At 66.5% G+C, this 13,295-nt stretch carries 10 protein-coding genes; 5 read left to right on the plus strand and 5 right to left on the minus strand.

Annotation, left to right across the window (positions count from 1 at the left end; translation table 11 throughout):
- The first annotated feature begins 7 nt into the window (after positions 1-7).
- The 3 genes from RIV12_RS10105 (at position 8) to RIV12_RS10115 (ending at position 7,302) form a co-directional block, all read left to right on the plus strand.
- Positions 8-4,639, plus strand: coding sequence for an FtsK/SpoIIIE domain-containing protein (locus RIV12_RS10105; RefSeq protein ID WP_309323573.1), 4,632 nt, complete (start codon positions 8-10; stop codon positions 4,637-4,639).
- 88 nt (positions 4,640-4,727) lie between these two features.
- On the plus strand, positions 4,728-5,108 hold the full coding sequence (locus RIV12_RS10110; RefSeq protein WP_309323575.1) for a hypothetical protein: 381 nt from the start codon (positions 4,728-4,730) through the stop codon (positions 5,106-5,108).
- Positions 5,109-5,124: 16 nt separating this feature from the next.
- Entirely contained in the window at positions 5,125-7,302 is a 2,178-nt protein-coding gene (locus RIV12_RS10115; protein WP_309323577.1) for a DUF6571 family protein, read from the plus strand.
- Positions 7,303-7,545: 243 nt separating this feature from the next.
- On the opposite strand, the gene RIV12_RS10120 is transcribed toward RIV12_RS10115, so the two are convergent.
- Positions 7,546-8,106 (minus strand): hypothetical protein, encoded by a 561-nt coding sequence (locus RIV12_RS10120; protein WP_309323579.1) that lies wholly within the window; start codon positions 8,104-8,106, stop codon positions 7,546-7,548.
- Positions 8,107-8,240: 134 nt separating this feature from the next.
- Positions 8,241-8,858 (minus strand): TetR/AcrR family transcriptional regulator, encoded by a 618-nt coding sequence (locus tag RIV12_RS10125; protein ID WP_309323581.1) that lies wholly within the window; start codon positions 8,856-8,858, stop codon positions 8,241-8,243.
- Positions 8,859-8,895: 37 nt separating this feature from the next.
- On the opposite strand from RIV12_RS10125, the gene RIV12_RS10130 reads away from it, so the two are divergent.
- A complete protein-coding gene (locus tag RIV12_RS10130; RefSeq protein WP_309323583.1) occupies positions 8,896-10,209 on the plus strand; it encodes an alpha-amylase family protein in 1,314 nt (437 codons plus the stop codon).
- Between the two features lie 246 nt (positions 10,210-10,455).
- Here the strand turns inward: RIV12_RS10130 and RIV12_RS10135 are convergent, their stop codons facing one another.
- The 3 genes from RIV12_RS10135 to RIV12_RS10145 form a co-directional block, all read right to left on the minus strand.
- Complete coding sequence (locus tag RIV12_RS10135) at positions 10,456-10,857, minus strand: PIN domain-containing protein (protein ID WP_309323585.1); 402 nt, start codon at positions 10,855-10,857, stop codon at positions 10,456-10,458.
- Positions 10,854-11,081 (minus strand): ribbon-helix-helix domain-containing protein, encoded by a 228-nt coding sequence (locus RIV12_RS10140; protein ID WP_075417694.1) that lies wholly within the window; start codon positions 11,079-11,081, stop codon positions 10,854-10,856. The genes RIV12_RS10135 and RIV12_RS10140 overlap by 4 nt, the downstream gene beginning before the upstream one ends.
- Before the next feature lie 348 nt (positions 11,082-11,429).
- Positions 11,430-12,476, minus strand: coding sequence for a GlxA family transcriptional regulator (locus RIV12_RS10145; RefSeq protein ID WP_309323587.1), 1,047 nt, complete (start codon positions 12,474-12,476; stop codon positions 11,430-11,432).
- A 169-nt stretch (positions 12,477-12,645) separates the two neighbouring features.
- Between RIV12_RS10145 and RIV12_RS10150 the strand changes: the two genes are divergently transcribed.
- Positions 12,646-13,290: an isochorismatase family protein gene (locus RIV12_RS10150; protein WP_309323589.1), complete on the plus strand. Its 645-nt coding sequence runs from the start codon at positions 12,646-12,648 to the stop codon at positions 13,288-13,290.
- Positions 13,291-13,295: the final 5 nt, after the last annotated feature.

Genomic DNA, 13,295 nt, shown 5'->3' on the forward strand with positions numbered 1-13,295 from the left:
GACCACCATGCAGCTGTTCATCAGTGTCCTGCGTCCCCTGGAGGAGGCCCACGAGGCCCGCGACCTCATCGTCGTCGTCCCGGAGGACGCCACGGTCGGCGACCTCGCCGCCGCCCTGGACCGCACCGTGCCCACCACCGCGCCGGGGGAGTCCCTGCGCCTGGTGGTCAACGCCGGGGAACCGGTCAGTGCTCCGCCGTCGTCGCTGTGGCACGGTTCGCGGCGCCTCGACCCGCGGGCGTCCCTGGGGTCGGGCTCCGTCCGCAACGGCATGCTGCTGGGGCTCGGTGCGGCCGTCCTCGACGACGTCGAACCGGTCGGGGTCGTCGAGGTGCGTGTTGTCGGCGGGCGCGGGGCCGGAGCGGTCCACCGCTTGAGCCTGGGCGAGTACACCCTGGGCGGGCCCGACCAGGACATCACCCTGGAGGGCGAGGCGGGACAGGAGAAGGTCGCCGATCTGACGGTCTCCCAGGGCGGACGGGTGCTCCTGAGCCCGGCGCCGGGCGTGGCCGAGCGCACGGTGCCGCTTGCGCTGCCTCGCCGCCGCCCCCTGCCGGGGCCACTCGTCCTGGCGGCGAAGGAGGATGAGGCGCCCTCCGAGCGCCGTCGTCGCCGCAAGAAGCGGCGCGCCAAGCGCAAGCGCAAGAACAAGGGCGCGGAGCGGATCCTCAGTGGGCGCGAGGTCCTGGAACCCGACGGTGAGCGCCACTTCCTGGAGCTGGACCGACGCCCGCTCAAGGGGGCGACCCCCTGGTCGGAGAAGGCGATTCTCACGGTGGGGGAGAGCCTGCTGGTGCTCGAGTACGTGCCCGCCGCCGACGCCGTGACCTCCCCGACCCCGGGGGCGCCGACGATCAACTTCAACCGGCCCCCGCGCCTGGCCCGCCCGATCCGGGTCACCAAGTTCACGCTGCCGCGCGAGCCCTCGCAGGCGCCCAAGCCGCCCTTCCCGTTCGCCATGATGCTCTCCCCGCTGGTCATGGGGGGTGGAATGTACCTGGTCACTGGGCGCGTCTACTCCCTCATGTTCATGCTGTTCTCCCCGGTCATGATGATCGCCAACCTGATCCAGGGGCGCTCCAACAACCGGAAGCACTACCGGGAGGACCTGCGCAAGTACGAGGAGCAGCGCGACCAGACCGAGGACGCGGCCTTCAAGGCGCTGACCGAGGAGCGCGGGCTGCGGCGCACGGACGCCCCGGACCCGGCCGAGCTGCTGCTGCGCGCCACCGGGCCGCGGGCCCAGCTGTGGGAGCGGCGCCCCTCGGACCCGGACTGGCTGGACCTGCGGGTGGGGGTCGCGGACCTGCCCAGCGACGTCGAGGTCGACGACCCCGCCCGCGCCAAGCACGAGGAGCCGCTGCGCTGGACGGCCCCGGACGTTCCCGTGACCGTGCCCCTGGGTGGCATCGGCGTGGTCGGCGTGTGCGGGGAGCGGTGCCATGAGGTGGCGACCTGGCTGACGGCCCAGGCCGCGGTGCTGCACTCGCCGGCCGAGCTGCAGATGGTGCTCCTGGTGGAGCCGGTGCGCGGCGAGCGGCCCGAGGAGCGCTGGTCCTGGGCGAGGTGGCTGCCCCACCTGCGCAACGCGGAGGGCATGGGTGCCCGGGCGCGGATCGGCGTCGACGATGAGACGGTGAGCCGGCGCATCAGCGAGCTGGCGGACCTGGTGCAGCGGCGCCTGGAGGCCTCCGACAGCCGCGGCCGCGGGAGCACCGACGGCGAGCAGATCCTGGTGGTGCTCGACGGCGGGCACGCCCTGCGGCTGCGCCCGGGCCTCATCTCGGTGCTGCGCCGCGGCCCCGAGGTGGGGGTGCGGCTGATCTGCATCGACAGGGAGCGCACGGCCCTGCCCGAGGAGTGCCGGGCCGTGGTGTCCACCGGGCCGGGTGCGCCGTCGGTCTCCCAGACGGACAAGGATGAGGTTGAGCGGGTCACCCTGGACCTGGTGCTGGACGGTTGGTGCGAGCGGGTGTCCCGGGCGCTGGCGCCGGTCCACGACGTCTCCGCCGCCGGGGCGGACTCCACGATCCCCACGGCCTCGCGGCTGCTGGACGTGCTGCCCCTGCCCGAGCCCGGTGCCGACGCCGTCCTGGAGGCCTGGCAGCGGTGCAGCCGCACGACGAGGGCGGTCATCGGGGAGGACGCCGAGGGGCAGTTCTGGCTGGATGTGCGCGCCGACGGGCCGCATGCCCTGGTGGCCGGGACGACTGGTTCGGGTAAGTCCGAGCTGCTGCAGACCCTCATCGCCTCCCTGTGCATGGGCAACACGCCCGAGGCCATGACCTTCGTGCTCGTGGACTACAAGGGCGGGGCGGCCTTCAAGGACTGCGCGCGCCTGCCGCACACGGTGGGGATGGTCACCGACCTCGACGGGCACCTGACCTCCCGGGCCCTGGAGTCCCTGGGCGCCGAGCTGCGCCGGCGCGAGCACCAGCTGGCCGGGGCCGACGCCAAGGACATCGAGGACTACGTGGCCGCCATGGCCCCGGGGGACGAGCCGATGCCGCGGCTGATGATCATCATCGACGAGTTCGCGGCGCTGGTCTCCGAGCTGCCGGACTTCGTGACCGGCCTGGTGGACATCGCCCGGCGCGGGCGCTCGCTGGGGGTGCACCTGGTGCTGGCCACGCAGCGGCCCGCCGGCGTGGTCTCCGCGGAGATCAAGTCGAACACGAACCTGCGCATCGCCCTGCGGGTCACCGACGAGAACGACTCCCAGGACGTCATTGAGGCCGCCGCCTCCGCCTTCATCCCGCCGTCGATCCCGGGGCGCGCCTACGCCCGGCTGGGGCACGCGAGCCTGCGTCAGTTCCAGTCCTCCCGGGTAGGGGGACGGCCGCGGGGCGCCCTGCCCCGGGCGGCGCTGCGCTCGGCGACCCTGAGCCTGGACGAGCTCTCCCGGCCGGAGGAGGCGCCCCCGGAGGTGGAGGAGGACGCCACGATCCCCACGGACCTGGCCACGCTCGTGGACGCCATGGGGGACGCCTACCGGGCGATGGGCAAGGAGAAGCCGCACAGCCCGTGGCTGCCGCCGCTGCCCGAGCTGCTGACCCTGGACGCCGTGGAGCAGCGGATGGGGGAGCCCGAAGGAGGGGAGACCGGAGGAGGGGAGCGCGCCGAGGGCTTCCTGCCGGCTCTGCCCCTGGGACTGGAGGACCTGCCGGCTCAGCAGGAGCAGCGGCCCATGACCTGGGACTTCACGCGCGCCGGGCACCTGGGGATTGCCGGGGCCCCCCGGACGGGGCGCTCCAGCGTCCTGCGGGGGATCGCGGTGGCGGTGGCCCGCTCGGCGTCGGCCGCGGAGGTCCACATGTACGGGATCGACGCCGGTAACGGGGCTCTGCTGCCGTGCCTGGCGCTGCCGCACGTGGGGGCGGTGGTGACCCGCGACCAGCCGGACCGGGTGCGGCGCGTTCTGACCCTGCTGGGCCGGGAGGTGGCGCGACGTCAGCAGCTGCTGGCCACGGAGGGCTTCGCCTCACTGTCCGAGCAGCGGGCCAAGACGCCCGAGCCGGGGCGGCTGCCCTACCTGGTGCTGCTGATTGACAGGTGGGACAACTTCGTGGCCACCTTCGAGAACGTCGACGGCGGGGCCATCATCGAGAGCATCGAGAGCCTCATGCGTGAGGGGGCCGCGGTGGGCCTGCGCGTGGTGGTCGCCGGGGACCGGACGGTGTTCCGCAGCCGGTTCGGGATGCTGCTGGAGGACCGCCTGCTGCTGCGGATGCCGTCCCCGGACGACTTCGACCTGGTGGGCATGCGGGCGCGCGAGGTGCCGTTGACCATGCCGCAGGGACGGGCCTTCCGCAGCGGGCCCAAGCCGCGTGAGGTGCAGCTGGCGTTGCTCACGGCCGACGTTGACGGCACCGCCCAAGTGGAGGCGATCCACGAGGCGGGCCGGCTCAGCCGCGAGAAGTGGGGGGAGATTCCTCGGGAGCTGTCCGCCGGCCACGTGGACGAGCTGCCGGTGGCGATCTCTGCGGAGAAGGCCCTTGAGATGGGGCCGCCTCTGGCGCCGGGGAGCATCTCCCTGGCCGTGGGCGGCGACGACCTGGGGCTCATCCCGGTGTCCATGGACGAGATCGGCAACGGGGTGCTGGTGGCCGGGCCTCGGCGCTCCGGGCGCTCGACGGCGCTCATGTTCGGGGCCCAGCGGGCGCTGGACGGTGGGACTCGCGTGGTGCTGGTGCTGCCGCGGCGCTCGCCGCTGATCGCCCTGGAGGGGCGCGACGGCGTTCTGGGACGGCTGGGCCTGGAGTCCAAGCCCGATGACCTCAAGGAGCTTTTGCGGCAGGAGCCTGAGAACACACTCATTGTTATTGACGATTTCGAGATTATGGGAGGCGATCATGCGCTCGGGCCCGTGATTGAAGAGCACTTGAGGACGTGCCGGGACGCGAATGGCGGTGTCCTGGTGGGGTGCGGGATCGATGAGATCTCCGGAATGTACCGGGGTGTGGTGGCGCAGGTGCGCAAGACCCGCACGGGTCTGGTCCTGGCGCCCAGGTCCTCCGAGGACGGGACTCATCTTTCGGCGAGGCTACCGCGCTCCATCGGCGGCCCGGTCCCCAAGGGCCGGGGCGTCATGGTGACGACCGCCGGCTGGTCCTGGGTACAGGTCCCAAAGGCCGACTGAAGGAAAAAAAGACGGGAGAAGATGCGACGAGTCGATGACGTGAAATAGTCAATGGAAATCAAAGGAAAACGTGTAGTGAGGAGATGAGATGCCTGGCGGAGGACTGCCTCAGGATGAGCAGGACAAAAAGCTGCCTGAAGACGGGCAGGATAAAAAGGAGTTTCCGAACCTTAGATTGGAGGCGCTGAAAGACATTCGATCATACGCGGAGCAAAAACTCACTTTCATAAGGGGCTATGATAATATGTTGAAAGATATCATGTCACATAACAGCGGGGTGGATGCTCCGGATACATGGGTATGTAGGGCGGCGAATGACGAGGGGTCTGAGCTGAGAAACGCCGCGGGAAAAGTTGCGTCTGCTTGCAATCAGGTGTTTGAAGTTATCGATTCGGAGATCGGTAACATTCACGCAAGTGGCCTGGATAAGGTTCCTGAAGGCCACCCTGATGCCACGTGGAAGCTGTGAAGAAAGGAATTACATAATGACGAAAGTGTACTTAAATCCTAGTAAGTTGGATGAGAAGCTCTCCACCGTCGATCTGTTTCGCAGCTCAGTGGAGAGTGCATGTAGTCTCATTCGTAACCACTACACTCAAGATCCAATACGAGAAGAGCTCAGTTCATGTCTGGATAATTTCTCTAAAGCGGGTCAGGGTTTACTTCTACGGACGGACGAAATTAGAAGGATCAAAAAAAACGTTGAACAACTCAACAGCACTGGAGTAGCTACTTTTGATAGTGCTACTGGACAAATTACTTTTGAGGTCCCTGATGGCGTGGACGTGGACACCCCTAAGAATCTTGAAATGTGGTCTCAAGGTACCTTGGACGCCAACGACCTAAGGAGCGGAGAGAGTAAACTTCCTAGTGGCCGAAGCTTCGACGAGGTCATGGAGTCGATGAAGGCGAATAAGGGTGACACCACCTATGCGAATAGTTTCATCGATCGTGTAGGCCCCGAAAATCTTACCAAGCTAGGCGCCGACCCGGATGTGCTCAAGAATAGGGAGGCGCCTGTTGTCGGTGAGATACTTGCTACTGCGTCACAGACCTGGGATAAAGAAAAGTCTAAAAGAAATGCGGACCTTATTATTGGTTCCGTTGACGACGAAAGTGAGTGGGATAGGATCCCCGTTCTCAATGAAATGATAGGAGGTCACGATGCAGATAATGATGGCATCAGTGACCTGAAATTCGGTGCGAACTTTCTTGCATTTATGGGGGCTGCTGCCGAACAACTTCCCTATAAGGATATTAGAAATGAGAAGAATCCGAACGTCGGCCCTCCTGGTAAACATAAAAAGGGCTCTCCTTCTTCTTCCTACCTTGATAGATTTGACCCTCTTTTAGGTATCGTTGACGCCATGACCAACAACGGCGAAGCAGCAGCCATGTTCTTCGGGACAAAGGGAGTAGACGCCAGCGAGAATGACATTGAAAGAACTCGCAGGCTTGCGCAACGATACTCGTTTGGCGATAATAAGTGGACCAACAATCTTGCCATCATATCGGACAAAATGTCCGAGTTCGGGTTAATTAATACCACAGAGGCTAGCCCTGAGCGAATTAAGCTCGCGGACCAGGCTGCTCTGGGAACAAGTGTGATTCTCAATACCATAGGAGAGAGTAACATCGATCTAAGCGGCACGTCTATAAGTCATATAGGTAACGCGCTGAAGAATTATGCTGCAGGCGTTGATCATTCAATCAACAATGCAGGAAATGTTAATGGAGACACGGCGGTGACCTATCTTTCAGGGAAAATACCCAATGGTAGCGACGGTTTTACCACCAGTTACACTGAAAACTACTGGGGTAACGGTTTGGCTACACAACCGAATTTTTCAGATGCAACATTGTCGAATCTTACCGGTCAGCTCGGATTGACTGAGCACGGGCTTGACGGCCTTCAGGCACGACTAGGTTATATTGCCGATAGACGTATTAGTTATGCCGCTAATCCCGATGAATCTGAGGGGAACAAAAAATCCGCGTTAACGACAGCGATTAGTAATTACCGGAGAACTCAAGGTTTTATCGCTGGTGCTATTTCGAATGAGGGAGTGGAACGTGGAATCCAAGCCGATGATAAGGTAAACAAATGGATCAACGGAATTTCGGGGGTGACTGGATTTATTCCGGTTCCAGGTATCCCTGGGGTTAGTAAATCCCTTGAACATGTATTCAAGACTGGAGTGAGTTATGTAGCAGGGGTGGCGGAAAAGGAAGCAATGAATGAGCTAGAAGAGCGGTATGCTAAAAATGAGCGCGAGGCAGAGGTCAAGGCTACCGACCTAATTGGGGACAATAAACACGTGGTCACGAATGATATTATGAAGAAAATGATGCAAGGTGGAATTATCGAAAAGGACAGGATTGCAGGGTGGTCGGGTAGAGACGAAACTGTTGTAGCCCCTGACGGAAGTCTAAATTACGAGAACTTGCGTAAGGCAGAAGAAGGAGGAGATGGAAAACAGATTAGAGAAGCTACTCGAAACGCCTTTAACAATATGGGTTCACGCATTTCTGAGTATACGGATAGTTGGGTTGCGGAGTCTTATAATACTGGTGAAACGGCATATGAAGGTGGTGTGGACCGCGCTCGAGACCATGAAGACCGTCATGGCAATCGTATTCCTCCAAAGAAATTTAAAGAGTAAAAAGGTTTATTTATAGAATTATTTAAGGGTTTTAAGGGGGTGTGTCGCTAGTCGATAACGTAGCGGTTTGCTCTTGAGAGAGTTTTGGTGCGGATGTAGGGCCTGTTCCTGCGTCTTTCCCTCACTTTGACCTACCTGACACACAGTACGTCCCAGGTGTCAAGTCCCGAGTTTTGTGGGGCTGGTTTGTCCGGTGCCGGTGGTGGTTGGTTGTGGTTGTTCCTGGTGGTGGGTGTCGGGTGCTCAGGCGGCTTCGAGCTCGGTGGGGGTGCCAGGGGGCCGGCAAAGTCGGTGGGTGGGCTGGTTTGACCGGGGTGGTGTGTCGCTGAGACGGGGGCGCGAGCCCCGTAGGGACGATGAGTGGTGTCTAGTCATCCCCTCGTCCTGGGAGCCTGCGCCAATGTCACCCTTCATCACGACCGCCTTGTCGCGCCAGCCCCGGCTGCCGCCGACCACTTCGGCCAGGGCCGCCACCTCCGCCTCTCGCGCCTGCCGTCTCACCCGGGCGGCCTCGTCGCCCGGGTCGTGTCCGGCCAACGCTTGGTAAGTCACCCAGCCGGGGGAGCGTTCAGCGATGAAGTCCAGGTGGGTCAGCACCGAGGTCCGCACCCGGTCCCGGGCCGACGACCCCTCCGGCAGGGCGTCGTCGGCTCGCCGGGCGCGCTCGGTGAGTTCGTCAACCGTGCGCAGCAGCAGTCTGGCGTTAGGGCAAGGCAGCGCCGCCGAGGTCGGTTCTCGACCGTGAGGTTCGACCACCGCCGTGGCGGGGCTGGATGTTTGTGGCGGGCCGTCCTGCCTGTGCATCGCAGTCAATGCTGTGGCACTGGCGGTGCGCCAGCCATCCGTCGCCCCCCTGCGATGTGGGTGGCCGGCGTCGTTGCTGCGGGGTGAGGCGGTGGGCGCTGAGGCAGACAGTCCGATTCTGGGCTCGTCCGCTTTCATTTCCTCCAGTCGCCCAGGGCTCCTTCCAGGCAGCCCAGCGCCGCGTCAACCAGGCTGTGGCGCTGGTCGTCGGGGCAGCCTGCGCGCACCCAGCGCAGGCAGGCGTCGTCGAGGAAGCCCAGGTAGCCCCACAGGGCGAAGTCGTCGCGGTGGCCCCGGCTGCCGCCGACCACCTCGGCCAGGGCCGCCACCGCCGCCTCTCGCGCCTGCCGCCTCACCCGGGCCGCCTCCTCGCCCGGATCGTGGCCGGCCAGCGCCTGGTAGGTCACCCAGCCGGGGGAGCGTTCAGCGATGAAGTCCAGGTAGGTCAGCACCGAGGTCCGCACCCGGTCTCGGGCCGACGACCCCTCCGGCAGGGCGTCGTCGGCCCGCCGGGTGCGCTCGGCCAGCTCGTCAGCGGCACGCCGGAGCACCTCGGTGTAAAGGCCCGCCTTCCCGGCGAAGTACTTGTGCACCAGCGCCTCGGAGGCCTGAGCCTCAGCCGCGACCTCGACCAGAGAGACCTCCTCATACGGGCGGCTCGCGAAGGCCCGCCTCGCCGCGGACAGGATCAGTTCGCGGCGCTCGGCAGGATCCATGCGCAGGCGGGGACGCTTGTCAGTACGGGACGGCACCTTGACATGCTAACGGGCACGGCGCACCCTGGAAGACATGACTAGTGAGTCGTCTGGAATAAGCCGTCCCGCAACCCCCGCCTGGGTCGACCACGCCATCTGGTGGCAGGTCTATCCCCTCGGCGCTACCGGAGCCCCCATCCGCCCCGAACCGGGCACGCCCCTGACCGAACCCGGCGCCCCCGCGCGCCTGGACCGTCTGGAGCCCTGGCTCGACTACGCCGTCGAGCTCGGCGCCAACGGCCTGTCGCTCGGCCCCATCTTCGCCTCCTCCACCCACGGCTACGACACCACCGACCACCTGCGCATCGACCCCCGCCTGGGTGACGACGCCGCCTTCGACCGCCTCGCCGAGGCCTGTCGCACCCGGGGCCTGGCCCTCATGCTCGACGGCGTCCTCGGGCACGTCGGCACCGAGCACCCCCTCTTCCGGGCCGCCCGCGCCGGGGGAGAGGAACGCGGCCTCTTCCGCTTCGACACCGCCACCCGCGGGAACGATGCCGGACCGACCGGCCCCGGCTACGCCACCTTCGAGGGTCACGAGTCCCTGGCAGCCCTCAACCACGACTCCACCGAAGTGCGCGACCTGGCCGTGCGGGTGCTCACCCACTGGCTCGACCGCGGCGCGAGCGCCTGGCGCCTGGACGCCGCCTACGCCGTCGACTCCGCCTTCTGGGCGAGCGTCCTGCCCGCAGTGCGCGAGCGACACCCCGACGCCTGGTTCATGGGCGAAGTCATCCACGGCGACTACGCCGGCTTCGTGGAGGCCTCCACCGTGGACACCGTCACCCAGTACGAGCTGTGGAAGGCCACCTGGAGCTCACTGGCCGACGTCAACTTCTACGAGCTCGACTGGTGCCTCAAGCGCCACAACGACCTGCTGGACCGGTTCGTCCCGGCCACCTTCGTCGGCAACCACGACGTCACCCGCATCGCCAGCAAGGTCGGGGCCGGCGGGGCGGCGCTTGCCGTCGTCCTGCTCATGACCGTGGGTGGCGTGCCCAGCGTCTACTACGGGGACGAGCAGGCCTTCCGCGGGGTGAAGACCGAGACCCTCGGCGGCGACGACGAGGTCCGCCCCGTCCTGCCGGCCACGCCGTCCGGGCTCGCGCCGCAGGGAGCCTGGATGCTGCGGCTCCACCAGGACCTCATCGGACTGCGACGACGCCACCCCTGGCTCGTGCGCGCCCGCACCGAGGTCACCGAGCTGGACAACCCGCGACTGTCCTACGACGCCGTCGGCGAGCAGGGGCAGCGGCTGCACGTGAGCCTGGCCCTGGAACCGGCGCCCCGCGCCGAGGTGCGCGCTCCCGGTGAGGCGCCGCTCGTCGTTGAGCCGCCCGCGGAGTGACGGTCCCTCGCGCTGGCGGGGACGGCCGCGCCGGCGTCCTGGCCGGTCGAGGAGCAGGCGGCCCCTCGCACTGATGGGGGCGTTCGACGCCGTCGGGGACACTTTGCCGCCGACGGGTGCCATCGACGCGTACGGGGACAGCAATCCTGTTCCCGTACGCGCAGGATGTCCCCGGCCGAAAGAGACGGCACCCCGCCGCGCAGGATGTCCCCGTCGATGTCGCCGGCCAGGATGTGCGACGCTCGTCTAGACCGTGATGAGTGGGAGGCCGGGGTAGACGGCGCTCAGGTCTTCAGGGTCGGAGGTCACCACGGTGTGCCCCTGCTCCTCCGCCAGCAGGGCGACGTGAACGTCGACAATGTCCCGATGGCCGCTGCGTCCGCAAAGCAGTCCGACGGCTCGCGCAGTCGTGTCGTCCAGCGGCGCCACGTGCACGCTGGGATCCGCCAGCAGTCGTGCGACTCGGGCCTGCCGAGGGCCACCCTGCCAGGCCTGCGCCACGACTCCAGCCGGCACGCTCAGGGGCAGGCCCGTCTCCAGAGCCCGGCGAAGAAGCGCGCGGACCCGCGAGTCCCCGCGCTCAAGTGCGAGTAGCGCGCCGGTGTCGAGGGTCAGGCCCTTGACGTCCCTCCTGCCGGTGGCGGTCACGCCAGTCCCAGCGCCTTGTCCGCCCAAGCCAGGTCCGCGTCGTCGACGGGGCCGAGTTCGCGATCAAGGTCGTCCAACAGCTGGGCGAGGTTGTCCTCCCGTTGCGCGCGAGCGACCGCTGCGCTGATGAATCCCGATACCGACGGTGCCCTGCCCTGTGCGACCGCGCGGCGAATTGAGACGACCTGCTCGTCCGGGAGGCTTACCGCGATCTTCTGAGTCATACCCGAATCATACCAAGGGTGGCGCAGACGCCCTGAGCCGAGGTGAGTGCACCCGGTGAGGCGCCGCTCGTCGTTGAGTCGCCCGCGGAGTGACGTTTCCTCGCGCTGGCGGGGGCGGCCGCGCCGGCGTCCTGGCCGGTCGAGGAGCAGGTGGCCCCTCGTAGTGATGGGGACATTCGACGCCGTCGGGGACACTGTGCCGCCGACGGGTGCCATCGACGCGTACGGGGACAGAATTCCCGTTCCCGTACGCGCAGGATGTCCCCGGCCGAAAGAGACGGCACCCCGCCGCGCAGGATGTCCCCGTCGATGTCCCCGGCGGTGCGGCCTCAGAACGTCAGCACGGCCTCAGGCGTCGGCGGGGTCGGGAGAAACGGTGCGGAACCGGCGTCGGTAGGCCGACGGCGTCGTGCTTACTATCCGGGCGAAGGCCTGCCGCATGGTGACAGCGCTGCCGAAGCCGCAGACCGAGGCCACCTGCTCGACCGCCAGGTCCGTGCTCTCCAGGAGACGCTGAGCCTCGCGCACCCGCTGTGCGCGCACCCATGCCGCAGGCGCGGTGCCGGTCGACTCCCGGAAGGCGCGGATGAAGGAGCGGGTGCTCATCTGCGCCTTCCTCGCCAGCCGTTCCACGGGCAGCGGCTCGCTCAGGTGCTCCAGCGCCCAGGCCGCCGTGCTGCCGACCGGGTCGTCGTCGGCGTGCCGCGGCACCGGCCGCTCGATGTACTGTGCCTGCCCGCCTTCGCGATGCGGCGCGATGACGAGCTGACGTGCGACCTCGTTGGCGGCCTGTGCCCCCAGATGCGTGCGCACCAGGTGGAGACAGGCATCCAGGCCCGACGCCGCGCCCGCCGAGGTCAGAACATCGCCGTGGTCCACATACAGGACCGACTCGTCCAGCGCGATCTCTGGGTGCTCGCGCGCCAGCGGCTCGAAGGCCCGCCAGTGCGTCACCGCCCGGCGCCCGCCGATGAGGCCGGCCTCGGCCAGCGGGACCGCCCCCAGGCACAGGCCGACGACGCAGGCGCCCCGTGCATGTGCAGTCTCCAGTAGCGAGCACAGGTCCTCTCCGGCGGGGCGCCCGTCGGCGAACCACGCGGGGACCACGACGATATCGGCCTCGCCCGCGAGCTCCGGCCCGCCCAATCCGCCGAGGATGTAGCCCTCCGAGGTGCGGATGGAGGCGGTGCGCGATGACGGGGTGGAGGGCGCCGGGCCCGCGCCTTCTGCGGGATTCGTGGTGCCCTCCGAGAGTGCTGCCGACTCGGAGGCAGCGGTGAACAGTGAGACCTTCCAGTCCGCAAGCCCCAGTCGGCTCACGGTTTCGAAGACCATCTGGGGGATCGACAGATGGAACATGGTGATGCCGTTGAAGGCGTAGACGGCGATATGCATGCGACCTCCCTGAGTGCTTCCTGCCCTGCGCCGCACTCGGCGTCCCTCAACGCCTGGCGTAAAACCATCGTTACATAGCATATGTGCCACTGGTGGGCGTCGGTCCGATCGCACATCCTGAGTGTCACCACGCAACCGCCGCACCACGGCGCACACGTTTGGAGACACCGTGACTAATCGTGATGAACCGGACCGAACCGCCCCGCGCAGAGCCCTGGTCCTTATCGACGTACAGAATGAATACGCCCGCCTGCCGCTGCGCATCCGCTACCCGCGCCTGCGCGACTGCATGGAGCAGATCGAGCGGGTGCTCGACGCCGCCGAGAGCGCCGGACTCCCGGTGGTCTGCGTGCAGCACGCCGGTCCGCCCGGCGGCGCCATCTTCGCCCACGGAGGGAAGGGCTTCGAGCTCTGCCCGAGCATCGAGCGTCGGCGTACCCCGCAGTGGAAATGCGTCGTCAAGCACCACGGGTCGATCTACGCGGGAACCGACCTCGCTTCATGGCTGCACGAGCAGGGCGTTGACACCGTGACGCTGGTCGGGTTCATGGTGAACAACTGCGTCCTGGCCTCGGCGGCCTGGGGCGAGACGATCGGTCTGACGACGGAGGTGCTTTCCGACGCCGTCGGCGCCATCAACCTGCGCAACCGCGCCGGCAAGGCGGATGCGCGTACGGTTCACACCACGCTCATGGCACTTCTGCACTCCAACTGGGCGGCGGTGGCCACCGCCGACGACTGGTGTCGGGCGCTGGCTCGTGACGAGCCGCTGCCGCGCAGCAACCTCGTCGCCTCAGCGATGGCTCCGTTCTGACAGTG

The organism is Actinomyces stomatis (genome assembly GCF_031292835.1).
Taxonomy (GTDB): Bacteria; Actinomycetota; Actinomycetes; order Actinomycetales; family Actinomycetaceae; genus Actinomyces; species Actinomyces stomatis.